This window comes from Geodermatophilus obscurus, from assembly GCF_900115395.1.
Taxonomy (GTDB): domain Bacteria; phylum Actinomycetota; class Actinomycetes; order Mycobacteriales; family Geodermatophilaceae; genus Geodermatophilus; species Geodermatophilus obscurus_B.
Genome location: NZ_FOWE01000004.1, coordinates 18196 through 35311 on the forward strand (window position 1 = coordinate 18196; position 17116 = coordinate 35311).

General features: G+C 73.0%; 20 protein-coding genes and 1 tRNA gene. 9 read left to right on the plus strand and 12 right to left on the minus strand.

The features are described from left to right. Positions 1 to 62 precede the first annotated feature (62 nt). Together wrbA and BM165_RS08560 are read right to left on the minus strand one after the other, a co-directional pair. Complete coding sequence (gene wrbA / locus BM165_RS08555; protein ID WP_075013142.1) at positions 63 to 665, minus strand: NAD(P)H:quinone oxidoreductase; 603 nt, start codon at positions 663 to 665, stop codon at positions 63 to 65. 108 nt (positions 666 to 773) lie between these two features. Further along, entirely contained in the window at positions 774 to 1232 is a 459-nt protein-coding gene (locus BM165_RS08560) for a GtrA family protein (RefSeq protein ID WP_075013143.1), read from the minus strand. Positions 1233 to 1407: 175 nt separating this feature from the next. Here BM165_RS08560 and BM165_RS08565 point away from each other — a divergent pair, with 175 nt between their 5' ends. The 4 genes from BM165_RS08565 (at position 1408) to BM165_RS08585 (ending at position 4082) form a co-directional block, all read left to right on the plus strand. Then, complete coding sequence (locus tag BM165_RS08565) at positions 1408 to 1851, plus strand: VanZ family protein (protein WP_075013144.1); 444 nt, start codon at positions 1408 to 1410, stop codon at positions 1849 to 1851. Then, on the plus strand, positions 1848 to 2729 hold the full coding sequence (locus BM165_RS08570; RefSeq protein WP_075013145.1) for a Rieske (2Fe-2S) protein: 882 nt from the start codon (positions 1848 to 1850) through the stop codon (positions 2727 to 2729). Before BM165_RS08565 ends, BM165_RS08570 begins: the two co-directional genes overlap by 4 nt. A gap of 174 nt (positions 2730 to 2903) precedes the next feature. Beyond that, positions 2904 to 3638: a hypothetical protein gene (locus BM165_RS08575; RefSeq protein WP_075013146.1), complete on the plus strand. Its 735-nt coding sequence runs from the start codon at positions 2904 to 2906 to the stop codon at positions 3636 to 3638. A 368-nt stretch (positions 3639 to 4006) separates the two neighbouring features. Further along, positions 4007 to 4082 (plus strand) — tRNA-Lys (locus tag BM165_RS08585). 50 nt (positions 4083 to 4132) lie between these two features. Here BM165_RS08585 and BM165_RS25615 read toward each other — a convergent pair. Genes BM165_RS25615 through BM165_RS08595 form a run of 3 tightly spaced genes read right to left on the minus strand, consistent with a single transcriptional unit; the run spans position 4133 to position 5966 of the window. After that, a complete protein-coding gene (locus BM165_RS25615; RefSeq protein WP_244274138.1) occupies positions 4133 to 4747 on the minus strand; it encodes a tyrosine-type recombinase/integrase in 615 nt (204 codons plus the stop codon). After that, complete coding sequence (locus BM165_RS25620; RefSeq protein WP_244274139.1) at positions 4744 to 5043, minus strand: tyrosine-type recombinase/integrase; 300 nt, start codon at positions 5041 to 5043, stop codon at positions 4744 to 4746. The genes BM165_RS25615 and BM165_RS25620 overlap by 4 nt, the downstream gene beginning before the upstream one ends. A gap of 41 nt (positions 5044 to 5084) precedes the next feature. Then, entirely contained in the window at positions 5085 to 5966 is an 882-nt protein-coding gene (locus BM165_RS08595) for a helix-turn-helix transcriptional regulator (protein ID WP_075013148.1), read from the minus strand. Positions 5967 to 6208: 242 nt separating this feature from the next. Here BM165_RS08595 and BM165_RS08600 point away from each other — a divergent pair, with 242 nt between their 5' ends. The 3 genes from BM165_RS08600 to BM165_RS08610 all read left to right on the plus strand — a co-directional run bounded on the left by BM165_RS08600 (position 6209) and on the right by BM165_RS08610 (position 8994). Next, positions 6209 to 6940: an SDR family oxidoreductase gene (locus BM165_RS08600; protein ID WP_075013149.1), complete on the plus strand. Its 732-nt coding sequence runs from the start codon at positions 6209 to 6211 to the stop codon at positions 6938 to 6940. 106 nt (positions 6941 to 7046) lie between these two features. Further along, on the plus strand, positions 7047 to 8033 hold the full coding sequence (locus BM165_RS08605; protein ID WP_075013150.1) for an aldo/keto reductase: 987 nt from the start codon (positions 7047 to 7049) through the stop codon (positions 8031 to 8033). Between the two features lie 106 nt (positions 8034 to 8139). Next, complete coding sequence (locus BM165_RS08610; RefSeq protein WP_075013151.1) at positions 8140 to 8994, plus strand: aldo/keto reductase; 855 nt, start codon at positions 8140 to 8142, stop codon at positions 8992 to 8994. Between the two features lie 198 nt (positions 8995 to 9192). On the opposite strand, the gene BM165_RS08615 is transcribed toward BM165_RS08610, so the two are convergent. Together BM165_RS08615 and BM165_RS08620 are read right to left on the minus strand one after the other, a co-directional pair. After that, on the minus strand, positions 9193 to 10482 hold the full coding sequence (locus BM165_RS08615; protein ID WP_244274140.1) for a PP2C family protein-serine/threonine phosphatase: 1290 nt from the start codon (positions 10480 to 10482) through the stop codon (positions 9193 to 9195). Positions 10483 to 10908: 426 nt separating this feature from the next. Continuing rightward, positions 10909 to 11268: an ArsR/SmtB family transcription factor gene (locus BM165_RS08620; RefSeq protein ID WP_075013153.1), complete on the minus strand. Its 360-nt coding sequence runs from the start codon at positions 11266 to 11268 to the stop codon at positions 10909 to 10911. A 95-nt stretch (positions 11269 to 11363) separates the two neighbouring features. Here BM165_RS08620 and BM165_RS08625 point away from each other — a divergent pair, with 95 nt between their 5' ends. Both BM165_RS08625 and BM165_RS08630 read left to right on the plus strand, forming a co-directional pair. Further along, complete coding sequence (locus BM165_RS08625) at positions 11364 to 12788, plus strand: FAD-dependent oxidoreductase (protein WP_075013467.1); 1425 nt, start codon at positions 11364 to 11366, stop codon at positions 12786 to 12788. Continuing rightward, positions 12778 to 14037, plus strand: a complete 1260-nt coding sequence (locus tag BM165_RS08630) for an MFS transporter (protein WP_075013154.1) — start codon at positions 12778 to 12780, stop codon at positions 14035 to 14037. The genes BM165_RS08625 and BM165_RS08630 overlap by 11 nt, the downstream gene beginning before the upstream one ends. Here the strand turns inward: BM165_RS08630 and BM165_RS08635 are convergent. The 5 genes from BM165_RS08635 to BM165_RS08655 are packed head-to-tail and all read right to left on the minus strand — an operon-like array spanning position 14021 to position 17023. Continuing rightward, on the minus strand, positions 14021 to 14443 hold the full coding sequence (locus tag BM165_RS08635; protein ID WP_075013155.1) for an arsenate-mycothiol transferase ArsC: 423 nt from the start codon (positions 14441 to 14443) through the stop codon (positions 14021 to 14023). The genes BM165_RS08630 and BM165_RS08635 overlap by 17 nt on opposite strands. After that, positions 14440 to 14859 (minus strand): arsenate reductase ArsC, encoded by a 420-nt coding sequence (locus BM165_RS08640; protein WP_075013156.1) that lies wholly within the window; start codon positions 14857 to 14859, stop codon positions 14440 to 14442. Before BM165_RS08640 ends, BM165_RS08635 begins: the two co-directional genes overlap by 4 nt. A 27-nt stretch (positions 14860 to 14886) precedes the next feature. Continuing rightward, positions 14887 to 15546 (minus strand): arsenate reductase ArsC, encoded by a 660-nt coding sequence (locus BM165_RS08645; RefSeq protein WP_075013157.1) that lies wholly within the window; start codon positions 15544 to 15546, stop codon positions 14887 to 14889. Continuing rightward, positions 15543 to 16676: an ACR3 family arsenite efflux transporter gene (gene arsB, locus BM165_RS08650; protein WP_075013158.1), complete on the minus strand. Its 1134-nt coding sequence runs from the start codon at positions 16674 to 16676 to the stop codon at positions 15543 to 15545. Before arsB ends, BM165_RS08645 begins: the two co-directional genes overlap by 4 nt. After that, complete coding sequence (locus BM165_RS08655; protein WP_244274141.1) at positions 16673 to 17023, minus strand: ArsR/SmtB family transcription factor; 351 nt, start codon at positions 17021 to 17023, stop codon at positions 16673 to 16675. Before BM165_RS08655 ends, arsB begins: the two co-directional genes overlap by 4 nt. Positions 17024 to 17116: the final 93 nt, after the last annotated feature.

A 17116-nucleotide genomic window follows, 5' to 3' on the forward strand; every position in this document is an offset into this window, starting at 1 on the left:
TGGGCGGTGCGGGAGGACCCGCCACGATCAGGTCACCTGATCCCGGCGCCGGACCCCCGGGGTCAGCCGACCAGCTTGGCGGTGACCTCGGCCAGGCGGCGGCCCTGGTAGCGGGCGGCGGCCAGCTCGGCGTCGGTCACCGTGGCCGACTTGCCGCCCGAGGCGTTGGAGACGCCGTAGGGGTTGCCGCCGGCCTCGAACAGCAGCGGGTCGGTGTAGCCGGGCGGGACGATGACGGCACCGAAGTGCGAGAAGATGTTGAAGAACGTCAGGATCGTCGTCTCGTTGCCGCCGTGGGTGTTCTGCGCGCTGGTGAACGCGGTGGCGCCCTTGTTCGCGAGCTTGCCGGTGAACCACAGGCCGCCGAGCGTGTCGATGAACTGCTTCATCTGGGCGGCGGGCGTGCCGAAGCGCGTGGGGCTGCCCAGGGCGTACCCGTCGGCCCACTCCATGTCGGCGGGGCTGGCCTCCTGCACCTCGTTCGCGGTGGCGTCGACGTGCGCCCGCCAGAGCGGGTTGGAGTCGATGGCCTCCTGCGGGGCGAGCTCGGGCACGCGGCGCAGCCGCACCTCCGCGCCGGCCTCCTCGGCGCCCTCGGCGATCGCGGACGCGAGCTGGTGCACGTTCCCGGTGGAGGAGTAGTAGATGACGGCGATCTTGGTCATGTCTTCCTCGGTTCTCGTGGGGCGGACGGTCGGGTTTCTGATTGCGTGTTCAACCACCCGCACACGAGCATGCCCCCGGAGACCCCTGGACGAAACCCGGCGGCGGTGTCAGACGGGACGGGGCCGGAACACCCAGCGCAGGGCGATGAAGCGCAGGGTGCCGATGCTGGCCGTCACCGCGCCGATGACCAGGACCTCGGTGAGGATCGCGGGGTCGGAGACCACCGAGTTGAACCAGCTCAGGGCCAGGCTCGTGGCGACCAGGCCGAGCACGGCCAGCGCGCCGCCCTCCCACTGGGCGGTGAAGAAGCCGACGTACTGCCCGGCGTGGAAGCTGACCCGCCGGTGCATCTCGTTGGCCAGCATCGAGGAGATGACGGACCCGACGACGTTGGCCGGGACGTCGCCCAGGCCGTTGAGCAGCCAGTACAGCAGCGCGTACACGGCGCTGGAGACGCCGCCCACGAACACGAACCGGGAGAACTGCCCCACGACGCCGTCGGAGTGCACCACCCGGGCCGCCCGTTCGCCCGCGGCGGGGCGGTGCAGCAGCGACGGGCAGGTCACGGCGTCTCCTCGTCGGCGGGGCCGGGGGTGAAGTGGGATCAGCGTCCAGGGTGCCCCTGACAGTTTCCTGTCAGCCACTGGTATACGCCCCGACACCCCGGACGGATGGTGTCCAGCGGGTCACTCCCGGGCGCGTCCAGCCTGCTCACAGGGCGGTGCGTCACCCTCGGCAGTCATGCACACCCGACCCGTTCTGACGACCGGGGCCGTCGCCGCGCTGGCCGCGGTGGCCGCCCTGACGCTGCTGCCCGCCGGGAGCGGGGGATGGGAGTGGGGCTCGCCCGCCGTCGAGGTGCGCTGGTACCTCACCGGGCTGGACTCCCGGAGGACGGTGCTGCAGCTGCTGGGCAACCTGCTGCTCCTCACCCCGCTGGCCGCCGTCGCCGTCCTGCGCTGGCCGGTGCTGCGTCGTCCGGCGCTGCTGGTGCCCGCCGCCCTCGCGGCCGGCGCCGCGATCGAGACGCTGCAGTGGGTGCTGCCGCTGGGCCGGGTCGTCTCCCCGGTGGACGCGGTGCTCAACACGGCCGGCGCGGTGCTCGTCGGCCTGCTGGTGGGCGGCCTGTCCGGGGTCCGGACGCGGCATCACGGCCCGCCGCCGGGGGTAGGGAGCCGCGCATGAGCCTGATGGGTTTCCTGGACCGACTCGCGGACGTGAGCACCTTCGACAAGGCCATCGAGCCGGCCCGCACGGCCGTCCAGGCGGTGCTCAAGCCCGGTGCGGTCAAGGACGCCCTCCACGGCACGTGGCTGGGGCACCCGCTGCACCCGGTCCTCGTCCAGGTTCCCGTGGGCAGCTGGGCCTCCGCCGGCCTGCTCGACGCGATCCCGCCGCTCCGGCCGGCCGCCACCGTGCTCATCGGCACCGGCGTGGCGATGTCGGTGCCGGCGGCGCTGTCGGGCGCGGCCGACTGGTCGGAGCAGGAGATCGGCGTCCGCCGCCTGGGCGCGCTGCACGCCGTGGCCAACACCGTGGCGCTCGGCCTCTACGTCGGCTCGCTGGCCGCCCGGGCACGGGGGCGCGGGACGCTCGGTCGGGTGCTCGCCTACGCCGGGCTCGGCGTGGCCGGCGGGTCGGCGGCGGTCGGCGGGCACATGTCCTACGCGCAGTCCTCGGGCGCCTCGCACGCCGCGACGGCGGCCCGCAGCCTCACCTCCGACTGGATCGACCTCGGCCCGCTCGACGACCTGCCCGAGGGGCGCCCCACGCTGCGCACCGGGACCGGCAGCGGCGTGGCGGCCCCGCTGGCCGTCGTCCGGCGGGGTGCGCGGGTCGACGTCTTCGTCGGGTCCTGCTCGCACCTGGCCGGGCCGCTGTACGAGGGCACCGTCGAGGAGGTGCGCGGGCGTGCCTGCCTGGTGTGCCCGTGGCACGACTCGGCGTTCGACCTGGAGAAGGGCGAGCCCCGGCGCGGGCCGGCGGCCAACCCGCAGGAGAAGCTCGAGGTGCGCATGGACGCCGGGCACGTCATGGCGAGGCTGCCCGCGCGGCACCAGTAGCGGGGCGGTCCGCCCTACCCTCGCGGCATGAGGGGGACGGCGGCCGCGCTGGCGGTGCTGCTGTGCGCCGCGTGCGGCGGAGCGCCGTCGTCCGCGTCCGCGCCGTCCTCGTCTCCCGCGCCGTCCTCGTCTTCCGCGTCGCCCTCGTCTTCCGCGTCGCCCCCGGGACCGGCCGTGCCGCCCGTTGCCGGGATCGAGGCCGAGGCCGTGCAGCTGCGCACCGACGCGGCGGTCGGCGGCCAGGTGCAGGTCCGGGTCACCGACACCGGCGGCGAGCCGTTCACCGTCACCTCGGTCGCGATCGACTCACCGGGGTTCGCGCCGCTGCCCGACCGGGTGGTAGACGCCGCGTACGCGCCGGGGCAGACGATCGACCTGCCCACGCCCTTCGGCGAGGTGGTGTGCGACCGCGCCGCGGAGCCGGCGGCCGCCCGGCTGACCGTCGTCCGCCCCGACGGGGCCGGTGAGGTCCTGCGCGTGCCGCTGGCGGCCGAGGACCTCACCGAGATCCACGCCGACACGTGCGGAGCCCGGGCCGCGCTCGCCGTCGCCGGCGTCACCGTCACCGGGCTGGCCGTCGACGGCGAGGCCGCCACCGGGTCGCTGGTGCTGACCCGCACCGGGGACGACGACCGTGCCGTGACGGTGACGCGGCTGGAGGGCAACGTCCTGTACGGCACCGGGGCCGACCTGCCGCGGACGCTGGAGGAGGGAGCGGCGTCCCTGCGGGTGCCGGTCGAGTTCACGATGGCGCGCTGCGACCCGCACGCGCTGGCCGAGGTCAAGCAGCCCTACCGGTTCCTGCTCGGCGTGCAGGTGGGCGAGGACGCCGAGGTGCCGGTGGACCTGCCGCTGGAGCAGGCGCAGCGGGACGTGCTGTTCGCGCTGGTCGACGCCGCCTGCCGCTGACCCCGGAGACAGGACCGGTCCGGCCGGCCCGGGGGGAACGGGGCGGCCGGACCGGGGTCTGGCGTGCGGGCCGCGGTCGGGCGCCGCACCGGGGATGACCGTAGGTAGTCGGCGGCGTTGGCCACGATCCCCCGATGGGGTGGACGTCCCCGTCGGAGTGGCGACGGTGCTCACACGGGGTTCCGGAACGACTGCCGTGGGCACCCCGGGTGGGTGTTCCTCTTCTTCTCCAACCGGCTCGGCTGCCTGGGTTCGCTGCTCGTCTCGGCGGTGCTGACGATCGTCGTCCTGCTGGTCCTCGACGTGCTCTGACCGCGCTGTCCGGCCACCGGTGACCGGCGGCCGCGTCTGAGAGGATCGGAGCCGCCGGGCCTCTAGCTCAACCGGCAGAGCAGCGGACTTTTAATCCGCGGGTTGTGGGTTCGATCCCCACGGGGCCCACCACGCTGACCAGCACGTTTGCCGGTTCGCGGCTTCTCCGCGGGGGTCGGCGCCTACACGGCGCCCACACGACATTTCGCGGCCGCCCGCGCCGCTGCGTCCATTCGCGCGGCCAGATCGCCGAGAGCGTCGTCGAAGAGGCCGGAGTAGACGTCGAGGGTCATGGCCGCTGAGGCGTGGCCGAGCATCCGCTGAACGGCCTTCACGGTGGCGCCGCTGGCGACGGCGAGGGAGGCCGCGGTGTGGCGCAGGTCGTGCGGAGTGACGTCGCTCAGTCCGGCTGCGCGGACGGCGGGGTCGAACACCTCTCGGCGCCAGTTCCGCAGACGGAGCGGACCGCCCTTCGGCGCGGTGAGCACCAGGTCGTCAGCGCGCTTGCCTTCGCACGGCCGGGCCAGTGACTCCGTGGCTGCGGCCGGCAGAGGCACCGTCCGCTGTTGATGCGTCTTGGGCGTGCCGAACTCGAGCTTGCCCGCCACCTCGGTGGCGGACTCGGCAATGACCAGTCGTCGGCGGAGGAAGTCGACGCGGCGCACCTTCAGCGCGGCCATCTCGCCGAAGTGGAGTCCGGTGTAGGCGAGCAGCCGGATTACATCGTCGTCGCCGGCTGCCTCGGCGAGGCGCTCGACCTGGTCATGGGTGAGGAACCTCGGCTCGTCGTGGGTCACCCTCGGCAGGGGAACGCGGGTGGCCGGATTGCGGGGATGCGGCCGTCTCGCACGGCGAGCTCGAGCAGCAGCGAGAAGACGCGGTGTGCCTGCCGGACGGTGGATGGTGCGGAGGCTTTCGAGCGGAGCGAGGCGACCCACGCGGCGACCTCAGCATGGGTGACGTCGGCCAGCCGGTAGCGGCCCCAGAGAGGCAGCACGTGGGTGCGCAGGAGAGAGCCGTAGCGGTAGCGGGTGCTGGGCTTGATGCCGGTCTGCGCGGCCAGCCACTGCTCGGACCACGCGGCGACCGTCACCCGGCCTCGCTCCGGTGCCACAGGGCTGACCGCTCCGACGCCTAGTGGCCGCGGACCTCGCCGACCGGGCGCTGCTCGAGCGGGTCGGGAGTCGCCGTCCAGCTGGCCAGCAGGTCCAGGGCCTGCTGGGAGGGCGACGCGGCCTCGGCGGTGTACAGCGACATGGCCAGGCCGTGGTCGGCGTCGAGGGTGAGCGTCTCGTAGCTGAGGTCGAGGTCGCCGACGAGCGGGTGGTGCAGCCGCTTGCGGCCGGTGCGGTGGAACCGGACGTCGTGCGCGGCCCAGCGGGTGCGGAACTCGGCGCTGCGGGTGGACAGCTCGCCGATGAGGTCCTGCAGGGCTCGGTCGTAGGGGTTCTTGCCGGCCTGGGAGCGCAGGACGGCGACGAGCTCGGAGGCCAGCTGGGGCCAGTCGGGGTAGAAGTCGGCGGCGGCCGGGTCGAGGAAGGTGAACCGGGCGAAGCTGGCGGGCCGCTCGCGGCTGTCGAACACCGGCGCGTACAGGGCCCGGCCGAGTGCGTTGGCCGCCAGCAGGTCGCCGTGGTCGGTGGCGACGACCGCCGGTGCCGTGATCTGGTCGAGCAGGCGTTGCACGACCGGGCGGACGCGCCGGCCGGCCGGGCGGGCCCGCCTGCGGGCGACCGGGCTGGTGGCGCGGATGAGGTCGAACAGGTGCGTGCGCTCGGCGTCGTCGAGTTGCAACGCCCGCGCCAGCGCGTCGAGGACCTGCTCGGACACGCCGCTCACCTGCCCGCGCTCCAGCCGCCGGTAGTAGTCGGCACTGACTCCGGCCAGCGCCGCGATCTCCTCGCGGCGCAGCCCGGTCACCCGCCGCTGGCCGTACGTCGGGAGCCCGGCCTGCTCCGGGGTGATCCGCGCGCGACGGCTGGCCAGGAACTCGGCGATGTCCGCTGCGGCGTCCACGGTTCCGGACTCCTTCTCGCTGGTCGCGCATGCCCCGACGGCGGCGCCGGGCCGCCGCGGGGACGGGTTCGGAGATCGACGGTAGGCGCCGCGGGCCGGAGGTGAGGGGTCCTGTCGGTCCCCCTCACACAGGGCCTCACACACCCGCGGACAGGCGCGCATCGTGGAGCTCACGACGCACCCAGCGAGGTCCTCCGAGGTCGCGGATGCGCCCCAGTCCCCACGAGTTCCCGGAGTTGTCCATGAGCACCCCGTCCACCGGCCGCGTCGCGGTCATCACCGGCGCGTCCTCGGGCATCGGTGCGGCCACCGCCCGCGCGCTGGCCGCGAAGGGCTACCGCGTCGCGCTGCTGGCCCGCCGCGTCGAGCGGATCGAGGCACTGGCCGCCGAGCTCGGCGACGGCGCGATCGCCATCGCCGCCGACGTGACCGACCGCGACTCCCTCGTCGCCGCCGCGGCGCGGGTCGCCGACGAGCTCGGCGGTGCCGACGTGCTGGTCAACAACGCCGGCATCATGCTGCTGGGCCCGTTCATCCCCGAGCAGCGCGAGGACTTCACGCGCATGGTCGAGGTCAACCTGCTCGGCGCGATCACCGCGACCGAGGTGTTCCTCGGCCAGCTGCGCGACGGCGGCGGCGACCTGGTCAACATCTCCTCCGTGGCCGGGCGGACCGCCCGCCCCGGCAACAGCGTCTACGCCGCCACCAAGTGGGGCCTGGGCGGCTGGTCGGAGTCGCTGCGCCAGGAGCTGCAGCCCGACATCCGCGTCATGGTCATCGAGCCCGGGGCGGTCGCCACCGAGCTGCCGACCCACATCACCCACGCCCAGACCCGTGAGGGCGTCACCGCCGCCTACGACACGGTGCCGGTCACCGCCGAGGACGTCGCCGAGGTCATCGCGTTCGCGGTCGAGCGCCCCAAGCACCTGACGCTCAACGAGATCCTGCTCCGCCCGACCAACCAGGCGCTGTGAGCCGCGGCCTCCCGGAGCTCCGCCTCCCGGAGGCCGCCCGCCGGACACCGGGGAAGCCCGGCCATCCCTGCCCTCCACCCTGGAACCAGCCCGCGAGGAGAACAGCATGAACACGCGCACGCTCGGCGCCAGCGGACTCCAGGTGTCCGCGCTCGGTCTCGGCTGCATGGGCCTGAGCCACGGCTACGGCCCGCCGGTCGACCCGCAGGACGGCATCGCGCTCATCCGGGACGCCGTCGACGCCGGCATCACCTTCTTCGACACCGCTCAGATCTACGGCCCGTTCACCAACGAGGAACTCGTCGGACAGGCACTGGCGCCGGTGCGCGGGCAGGTGGTCATCGCCACCAAGTTCGGCTTCTCCTTCGACGGCAGCCGCTCCACCGGTCTCGACAGCCGGCCGCAGCACATCCGCGCCACCGTCGAGGACTCCCTGCGCCGGCTGAACGTGGACAGCATCGACCTGCTCTACCAACACCGCGTCGACCCCGCTGTGCCCATCGAGGACGTCGCCGGCGCGGTCAAGGACCTCATCACCGCCGGCAAGGTCAAGCACTTCGGCCTGTCCGAGGCCGGCGTGGACACCATCCGCCGCGCCCACGCGGTACAGCCGGTCACCGCGCTGCAGAGCGAGTACTCCCTGTGGTGGCGCGAGCCCGAGGCCGAGATCCTGCCCACGCTGGCCGAACTCGGCATCGGCTTCGTCCCCTTCAGCCCGCTCGGCAAGGGCTTCCTCACCGGCGCCATCGACAGCTCGACGTCCTTCGCCGACTCCGACCTGCGCAACACCCTCCCGCGGTTCACCGAGCAAGCCCGCCTGGCCAACCAGGCCCTCGTCGACCTGCTGTCGACCATCGCCGCCCGCACGGGCCTGACGCCCGCGCAGGTCGCCCTGGCCTGGCTGCTGGCCCAGCAGCCGTGGATCGTGCCCATCCCGGGCACCACGAAGACCCACCGCATGCGGGAGAACACCGCCGCCGCCGACGTCGAGCTCACCGCCGCCGACCTGCAGGAGATCACCGCGGCGGCCGACCGGGTCGACGTCCACGGCGAGCGCTACCCGGAGCACATGCAGCGGTGGATCGACCGCTGACACCTGACCAGCGCCACCGGTCAGCACCCCGGCGGACGCCACCGCCCGCCGCGCATCCCCCGGCCCTGACCCGGGCCACACCCCAGCACGAAGGGAACCCATCACCATGACCGCACCGACTCCCCAGGTCACGCTGAACAACGGCGTGCAGATGCCGATCCTCGGCTTCGGCGTCTTCCAGATCCCGCCGGAGGACACCGAGCAGGCCGTCACCGACGCCCTGGCCGCCGGCTACCGGCACATCGACACCGCCGCCGCCTACGTCAACGAGGAGGCCGTCGGCCGCGCCATCGCCGTCAGCGGCATCCCCCGCGAGGAACTGTTCGTCACCACCAAGCTGTGGATCCAGGCGGACGCGAACAACACCCGGCGGGCCTTCGACGCCTCGCTGCAGCGCCTCGGGCTGGACTACGTCGACCTGTACCTGATCCACCAGCCCCTCGGTGACTACTACACCGAGTGGCGCGCGATGGAGGAGCTCAACCGGCAGGGCCTGGCCCGGGCCATCGGGGTCTCCAACTTCTACCCCGACCGGCTGGTCGACCTCATCCTCAACACTGAGATCACCCCGGCCGTCGACCAGATCGAGACCCACCCGTTCTTCCAGCGCACCGCCGACCAGGAACTCATGCGTGAGCACGGCGTGCAGATCCAGTCCTGGGGTGGGTTCGCCGAGGGCAAGAACGACCTGTTCACCAACGCGACGCTGCGCGAGATCGGTGAGGCCCACGGCAAGTCCGTCGCCCAGGTCGTCCTGCGGTGGCTCACCCAGCGCGGCGTGGTCGCCATCCCCAAGTCCGTCCGGCCCGAGCGCATGGCCGAGAACCTCGACGTCTTCGACGTCGAGCTCACCGACGAGCAGATGGCCCGCATCGCGACGCTGGACACCGGTGCCAGCCTGTTCTTCGACCACCGCGACCCCGCGATGGTCGCCTGGCTCAACGGCCGCCGCGACAGCTGACCGGCACCGGCACGGCCCCTCGTAGGCGGATGCGCTTCAGGGGGTCCGTGCCTCGAGCCCGGCCGCCTCCTCTGAGCGAGGGATTACGGATCCCTTGCTCGGCGGTGCCGTGGGTAGACCCATGACATTGGCACCGGACAGACACAGCTTGTCGAGGGGGGAGGGGCGTTCCCCTGGCGGCGGGCCACCGGCTGCGCATCAGCCGGTCGGGGTCGCCTCGGGGATGTCGCGGTCGAGCTCGTCCTCCCGGGGTGGGCGCTTCCACTCCAGGAGGAGGAGCGAGGCGTCGTCACTGGTGCGGCCGGAGCGCGCAGCCATCAGCGCGTGCGAGAGCCGCCGCACTGACTCCGCGCAGGTCAAGTCGGCCGCGGTCGTCTGCTCGATGAGGTCCCGCAATCGCTCCTCGCCGAACTGCTCCCCGCCGGTTAGCCGCTCCTCGACCACCCCGTCGGTGAAGAACAGCACCCGGTCCCCGGGCTCCAGTTGAGCCGTCTGTACGACAGGGGTGCCGGTGCCGAAGCCGACCGGCCGGCTGACCGGACCGGTGAGCTCGCCGATCACCCGGCTGCCCCGTACCCACATCGCGGGCGGGTGCCCGGCGTTGACCCAGCTGAGCACCCCCGTCTCGGTGTCCAGCCGACCGAGCTGAGCGGTCGCGAAACGCCCTGGGAAGGAGGTGGCCACCGCTGCGTCCATCGCCGGGTACAGCTCGGTCAGCGGGAGCCCGGCCAGCCGCCCGTGCCGGTAGGCGGCGATGATGACGGTGGCCATCGTCGCGGCCTCCAGGCCGTGGCCCATCGCGTCGAACACGGCCACGTGCAGCACGTGGTCGTTGAATGCGTAGTCGAAGCTGTCGCCACCGACCTCGTAGGCCGGCTCCAGGATCCCCCCGAGGTCGACGTCCGGGGTGATCATCGACAGCGGCGGCAGGGTCTGCCACTGCATGTGCGCGGACAGGGTCAGCGGCCCGACGGTCCGCACCCGAAAGAACGCGTCGGTGTAGTTGTCGTTGGTCACGATCATGTCCGCCACCAGGCCGGCCAGTCGCTGGGCGAGCTGCCGGTCGTGGTCGTCTAGTCGGGGGAGCGTCAGGCCGAGCACCCCTAGCCGGTCTGACCCGTCCAGCATCGGCAGGTGCAGCCGGACCGAGCCGTCGGGGAGCGGTTCCTCGACCGATTGCTCGCTGCTGAACGCCTGCCCGGCCAGGCTGTCGGCGATGGGGAGCGGATCGCCAACTAGGCCCGGCCCGGTCAGCGGCCGCAGCGTCAGCTGCGCGAGGTCCTGCAGGTGGATGCTGACGTCGGTGGCCCCGGCGGTCCGCGCCTCCTGCGCGATGAGCTGGCCGGCCAGCCGGGGTGCGATCAGGTGCACCCGGTCGAGCAAGGCACCCAGCAGCCGTTCGCCCACGCTCTCGGCCGTCGGCCGACCCTCGTCCCGGTCGGTGAAGCCGGCCCGCGGCTTCGTCTCCTCGCTCGCCGTCACCTTCACGATCAGGAGCAGACACCCGCCTGGACAGACACGCCAGAGCGCGGGCTGCTGTCACGGAGCGTGACCGGTTGGGTGGGGGATCGACGCATGGTGTGCCGGCGAGCCAGGCAGAGGAGCGTCGGTCAAGCTCAGGCGCGCTGAGTCTGGCGGCCAGTGCGACCGGATCAGCGTCGCCGACAGTACGTCGGTAGTGGTCGCACTGTGGTCGCGTACGGCGCGGCAATCAGTGTGACTGGGCACGAGCCCGCGACATGCGTGGCGGCTGCGAGCTGGGCAAACGTCATCATGCGGCACCGTTCGACATGTCCGAGATGGGACTTTCAATCCGCGGGTTGTGGGTTCGATCCCCACGGGGCCCACCGTGGACGTGCAGGTGGGCGGCGTGCACCGAGCCACCTGGTCCGCCCGTGCCGGTGCGCCGGCTGCTCAGTCGCTGCAGCAGGCGTCCGCGCCCTCCGGCGTCAGCGAGGCGAGCGTGGCGAGCAGCTTTACGGGTCCGGCGAGGGCCTCGCAGCACAGGGCGTAGACGTTGCTCCGGCCCCTCGGCGTCACGGTGACGAGCCCCTGCTCCCGGAGGGGGGTGAGGTGGTGGCTGACGAGGGTCTGGCTCATGCCGCTGAGCTCGGTGAGCTCGCGGACGGAGCGCGAGCCCTCGGCGAGCAGCAGCACCAGGTGCAGCCGGTTGGCGTCGGAGAGGGCCTTGAGCTGGGGGGCCAGGAGGCGCGCCCGGTCGGCGGCGGTGGAGGGGTCCGGATCGAGGAGTCGGACGTCGAGGTCCTGGCGCACGTCGACCAGTATGACACTCGTCCATTGCCGTCAACAGCGCTCGCTGTTACGTTGAGCCCATAGACGGACATCGATACGTCGAGGGGATGGACAGCATGACAGCGGACACGCACCTCCCGGTCGTGGTGATCGGAGCCGGCCCGGTGGGGTTGGCTGCGGCCGCACACCTGCTGGAGCGCGGGCTCGACCCGCTGGTCCTGGAGGCCGGGGACCAGGTCGGTGCCGCCGTCCGGGAGTGGGGCCACGTCCGCCTCTTCTCGCCGTGGGAGTACGACGTCGACGCGGCGGCGCTGCGCCTGCTCGAGGCCCAGGGCTGGGAGTCGCCCGCTGCCGACGTTCTGCCGACCGGCACCGAGCTGGTCGAGTCCTACCTGGCTCCGCTGGCGGCCACGCCCCAGCTCGCCGGGCGCATCCGGACCGGCACCCGGGTGCTCGCGGTCAGCCGTCAGGGCGTCGACAAGACCCGCACCGTCGGCCGCGCGGGGCGGCCCTACGTCGTGCGCACGGTGCGCGACGGCCAGGTCGTCGACGTCCTCGCCCGCGCCGTCCTCGACGCCTCCGGGACGTGGGGGAGGCCGAACCCCCTCGGCGCGGCAGGCCTGCCGGCGATCGGTGAGGACCGGGTCGGCACGTGGCTGGCCGGTCCGCTGCCCGACGTCCTGGGTGCCGACCGCAAGCGCTTCGCCGGGCGCCACACCCTCGTCGTCGGCATGGGCCACTCAGCGGCCAACACGCTGCTGGCCCTCGTGCGACTGCAGGAGGAGGAGCCGGGCACCGAGGTCACCTGGGCCATCCGCGGCCGCTCGCCGGCTCGCCTCTACGGCGGGGGAGATGCCGACGGACTGCCCGCCCGTGGCCTGCTCGGTTCGTCGCTGAGGGCTGCGGTGGCCGGCGGCGCGATCACGCTCGTCCGCGAGTTCACGATGACGTCGCTGACGCCTCCCGACGACGGCACCGGCCGGGTGACCGTCACCGGCACGGCCCGCGACGGCGCTGCCGTGCGCCTCGAGGTCGACACCGTGGTGGCTGCCACGGGCTTCCGCCCGGACCTGGAGATGCTGCGCGAGGTCCGCCTCGACCTCGACCCCGCCGTCGAGGCGCCGGCGGCGCTGGCACCGCTGATCGACCCCAACCTCCACTCCTGCGGCACCGTCCCGCCGCACGGCGAGGCCCTCCTGGCGCACCCGGACGAGGGCTTCTACGTCGTGGGCACGAAGTCCTACGGCCGCGCGCCGACGTTCCTGCTGGCCACCGGCTACGAACAGGTCCGTTCCATCGCCGCTGCCCTCGCCGGCGACACCGACGCCGCCGCGCGCGTCGAGCTCGCGCTGCCCGAGACCGGGGTGTGCTCCACCGACCTGGGTGACCGCGAGGCCGCCGAGGCGGCGAGCTGTGGCACCGGGGGAGTGGGCTTCGCGACCGGCTCGGAGCACGGCTACTCGGCCGAGGAGCCGTCACCGACGGCCGGCTGCTGCGGCGCCGCACCGGTGCCGGTGTCGCCGTCCTCGCATGGCGGCTGAGCAGCGAGCCGTCGGCTCCACCGCCGTGGCGGGCGCCGGGGATCCCCGGCGCCCGCCACGGCGGGCCCTGGTCGGCCTCTGCATCACCCAGATCACCAGCTGGGGCGTCCTCTACTACGCCTTCCCCGTGGCCCTCGCGGCGATCACCGCCGACACCGGCTGGTCGGCCACCGCGGCCACGGCGGCCTTCTCGGCCGGCCTGGTCGTCTCGGCGCTGGCCGGGATCCCGGTCGGGCGCTGGCTGGACCTCCTCGGGCCGCGGCCGGTGATGACGGCCGGCTCGGTGCTGGCGGTCCCCGCGACCGTGGGGATCGCGCTGGCGCCGACCTACCCGACGTTCCTGGCGGCCTGGCTGGTCGCGGGGGCGGCGATGTCCGCGGTCTTCTACCAGGCCGCCTTCGCGGCCCTCACCCGCTGGTACGGCGACCGGCGGGTCCGGGCGCTCACCACGCTGACCCTCGTCGCGGGCCTGGCCAGCACGCTGTTCGCGCCGTTGACCCACGCGCTGGTCGAGGCACTGGGCTGGCGCGGGGCCTACCTGGTGCTCGCCGGCGTGCTGGCCGTGGTGACGATCCCCGTGCACGCCACCACGCTCACGTCGCCCTGGACCCGGGTCGACCACCGGGAGAGCTCCGCGGGCCGCCGGCGCTCCCGGGTGCCGGCGGAGGTGCGCAGCGGCCAGTTCCTGGCGCTGTCCGCGGCGCTGACGCTGACGGCGTTCGGGCTCTACGCCGCGAGCCTGACGGTGATCCCGCTGCTCACCGGGCGGGGGCTCTCGACGTCCCTGGCGGCCACGACCCTCGGCCTGCTGGGCGCCGGGCAGCTCCTCGGCCGCGTCGTCTACGGGCCGCTCAGTGCCCGCACCACCCCGACCGGGCGGACCGTCGGCCTCATCGGTGCCTCGGCGCTCACCATCGGGCTGCTCGGTGTGCTCCCCGGCCCGCCGGTCGCGCTCGTCGCCGCGGCCATCGCCCTCGGCGCCGTGCGCGGGGCGTGCACGCTGCTGCAGGCCACCGCGGTCGCCGACCGCTGGGGCACCGCCCGTTACGGCACCCTGTCCGGGTACTTCGCGGCGCCGATCACCGCGGCGACCGCACTGGCCCCCTGGGCGGGCACTGCTCTGGCCGAGGCGCTCGGCAGCTACGCGGCGGCCTTCGGGCTCCTGGCGGCCGGTGTCCTCGCGGCCGCCGTGCTGGCCTGGGGCGCAGGACGGCGGCTCGCGAGCGCCCCGGTCACCCGTCGAGGGTGACCCCGAGGTCGAAGGCGAGTCTGCGAACGTGCGCGGCGATGTCGTCGCGCACGAGGCGCATGCGCTCGATGCCGTCGATGCCCCGCTCGGAGGGCTCGTCGGTGATCCACTGCTCGACCCGGGTGCTTTCGACCGGCGCCGCGTGAGCCTCCCGGCCGAGGATGATGACGACGTCGGCGTCCCGGACCATCTGCTCGGTGAGAGCCTTCGGCTGCTCCGCGGAGAGGTCGACGCCCACCTCGGCGAGAGACTGGACCGAGAGCTCGTTGAGCGATGTTCCAGCCTTGGTGCCGGCAGAGGACACCTCGACGGCGTCGCCGACGTAGTCGGACATCAGCCCGGCCGCCATCTGGGACTTGCCGGCGTTCCTCACGCAGACGAACAAGACCCTGGGGCGCTCGCTCACCGGGACGTGGCGGGCTCGACCTGCAGCTCGGTCAGCAGGCCGCGGATGCGGGTCTCGATCTCGTCGCGGATGGGCCGCACGGACTCGACGCCCTTGCCTGCGGGGTCCTCGAGCGCCCAGTCCAGATACCGCTTACCCGGGAAGATCGGACACGCGTCGCCGCAGCCCATGGTGATGACGACGTCGGAGGCCTCGACGGCCTCGGTGGTGAGGACCTTGGGGCGCTGGTCGGTGATGTCGATGCCGACCTCGGCCATGGCCTGCACCGCTGACGGGTTGATCCGGTCGCCGGGCATCGAGCCGGCCGAGCGGACCTCGACGGCGTCGCTGGCGAGGTGGCGCAGCCAACCGGCGGCCATCTGGGAGCGGCCGGCGTTGTGGACGCAGACGAACAGGACGCTGGGCTTGTCGGGCACGGGAGCCTCTCGGGAGTCGGGACGCGCTCAGTGCGCGGCGGTGGCGGGGTGGAGTTCGGCGAGCAGGGTGCGCACGCGGGCGTCGATGTCGGCGCGGATGGCACGGACCTCGCCCACGGACAGGCCGGCCGGGTCGCGGACCTGCCAGTCGAGGTAACGCTTGCCGGGATAGACCGGGCACGCGTCGCCGCAGCCCATGGTCACGACCACGTCGGCGGCTCGGACGACGTCGTCGGTGAGCGGCTTGGGGAACTCTGCGCCCAGGTCGATGCCGACCTCGGCCATGGCCTCGATGACGGCGTCGTCGATGCTGGCGGTGGGCTGCGAGCCGGCCGAGCGGACGTGTACCCGGTCGCCGCCGTGGTGGGCCATGAGTGCGGCGGCCATCTGCGAGCGCCCGGCGTTGTGGACGCAGACGAAGAGGACCTCGCAGGTGTCGGTCTCGATGGCGCCCATGGCTTGGGCGAGCGCGGTGAGGCGCTCGACGGCGAAGCGCTCGGCCAGCACCGGCAGGTGGGTGGTGACCTTCGCGGTGCGCCCCAGGGCGGTGTAGGACTCGAAGACGTAGCGGTCGATCGTCTCGCGGGTGAAGACCCCGGCGAAGCGGGTGGCCAGGTGGTCGGCCAGGCGGTGCGGCGTCGCCTCGGGGGTCAGCAAGCCGGGCAGCGCCTTGTGGTCGGCGGTCATCGCGCACTCCTGATGGCAGCGGGGACGGTGGGGACGGTGGGGTCGCCGGGGAACCAGCGGCGGGCGGCCCAGAGGGAGACGTAGACGAGGGCCACCAGGACGGGGACCTCGATGAGCGGGCCGACGACGCCGGCGAGCGCCTGGCCGGAGGTGACGCCGAAGGTGCCGATCGCCACCGCGATGGCCAGCTCGAAGTTGTTGCCGGCGGCGGTGAAGGCCAGCGTCGCGGTCTTGGCGTAGCCGAGGCCCAACCGCATGCCGAGCAGGAAGCTCCCGCCGAACATGAGGGCGAAGTAGGCCAGCAGCGGCAGCGCGATCCGGACGACGTCCCAGGGGTTGGACGTGATGGCGTCGCCCTGCAGCGCGAAGAGCATGACGATCGTGAACAGCAGCCCGTAGAGCGCGATCGGCCCGATACGCGGCAGGACCTGCGTCTCGTAGTGCTCGCGGCCACGGGCCCGCTCGCCGAGGGTGCGGGTGAGGAAGCCGGCGAGCAGCGGGATGCCGAGGAAGACCAGCACCGACAGCACGATCGCCCAGACGCTGAACTCGGCGGACGTCGTCGACAGGCCCAGCCAGCCTGGGAGTACCTGCAGGTAGAACCAGCCGAGCGCGGCGAAGGCGACGATCTGGAAAACCGAGTTGATCGCTACCAGGACGGCTGCGGCCTCGCGGTCGCCGCAGGACAGGTCGTTCCAGATCAGCACCATCGCGATGCACCGGGCGAGCCCGACGATGATCAACCCGGTGCGGTACTCGGGCAGGTCGGGCAGCAGCAGCCAGGCCAGGGCGAACATCAGCGCGGGGCCGACCAGCCAGTTCAGCGCCAGGCTGGCGCCCACCAGACGGCGGTCGCCGGTGACCCGGTCGAGCTCGGAGTACCGGACCTTCGCCAGCACCGGGTACATCATCAGCAGCAGCCCGATCGCGATGGGCAGGCTGACGTTCCCGATCCGGACGGCGTCGAGGGCGTCGTCCAGGCGGGGGATCAGCCGACCGAGCAGCAGGCCGGCGGCCATCGCGGCGATGATCCACACCGGCAGGAACCGGTCGAGGGGAGAGAGCCGCTGGAGGACCGGGGCCTCGAGGCTGGTGCCGGAGCGAGCGACCTCGCCGACGGTGTCGCTCATGCGTCCGCACCGGCGAGAGCCGGGGAGGTGAAGAGGTTCGCCACGGCGGTGAGCGCTTCGGCCCGGACGGCGTAGTAGACCCACACGCCGCGCTTCTCGCGGTCGAGGATCCCCGCGGAGTGCAGCACCTTGAGGTGGTGGCTGATCGTCGCCTGGGTGAGGTCGAAGGCCTCGTTGAGGTCGCACACGCAGGCTTCCCTGCCGTCGGCGGACGCGATGAGGCTGACCAGCCGCAGCCGGACCGGATCGGCCAGCGCCTTGAGCAGCGGAGCGACCTGTTCGGCCTGCTCACTGGACATGGCCGTGCCGGTCAATGGTGTGCAGCAGGCGAAGCCCGGGTCGGCCACGGTGTCTCCTCGATCGGAATGCATCGACGGTCATGGTATCGATGACCATCTTATAGATGAGCGTCACTGTGTAAAGGATCGCTGTCGCTCGGG

What these genes read in the sequence shown, in the direction of transcription:
- wrbA (WP_075013142.1), bottom strand. Translation starts at nt 665, where the DNA reads ATGACCAAGATCGCCGTCATCTACTACTCCTCCACCGGGAACGTGCAC.
- BM165_RS08565 (WP_075013144.1), top strand. Translation starts at nt 1,408, where the DNA reads ATGCACACCCGACCCGTTCTGACGACCGGGGCCGTCGCCGCGCTGGCC.
- BM165_RS08570 (WP_075013145.1), top strand. Translation starts at nt 1,848, where the DNA reads ATGAGCCTGATGGGTTTCCTGGACCGACTCGCGGACGTGAGCACCTTC.
- BM165_RS08600 (WP_075013149.1), top strand. Translation starts at nt 6,209, where the DNA reads ATGAGCACCCCGTCCACCGGCCGCGTCGCGGTCATCACCGGCGCGTCC.
- BM165_RS08605 (WP_075013150.1), top strand. Translation starts at nt 7,047, where the DNA reads ATGAACACGCGCACGCTCGGCGCCAGCGGACTCCAGGTGTCCGCGCTC.
- BM165_RS08610 (WP_075013151.1), top strand. Translation starts at nt 8,140, where the DNA reads ATGACCGCACCGACTCCCCAGGTCACGCTGAACAACGGCGTGCAGATG.
- BM165_RS08625 (WP_075013467.1), top strand. Translation starts at nt 11,364, where the DNA reads ATGACAGCGGACACGCACCTCCCGGTCGTGGTGATCGGAGCCGGCCCG.
- BM165_RS08630 (WP_075013154.1), top strand. Translation starts at nt 12,778, where the DNA reads ATGGCGGCTGAGCAGCGAGCCGTCGGCTCCACCGCCGTGGCGGGCGCC.
- BM165_RS08645 (WP_075013157.1), bottom strand. Translation starts at nt 15,546, where the DNA reads ATGACCGCCGACCACAAGGCGCTGCCCGGCTTGCTGACCCCCGAGGCG.
- arsB (WP_075013158.1), bottom strand. Translation starts at nt 16,676, where the DNA reads ATGAGCGACACCGTCGGCGAGGTCGCTCGCTCCGGCACCAGCCTCGAG.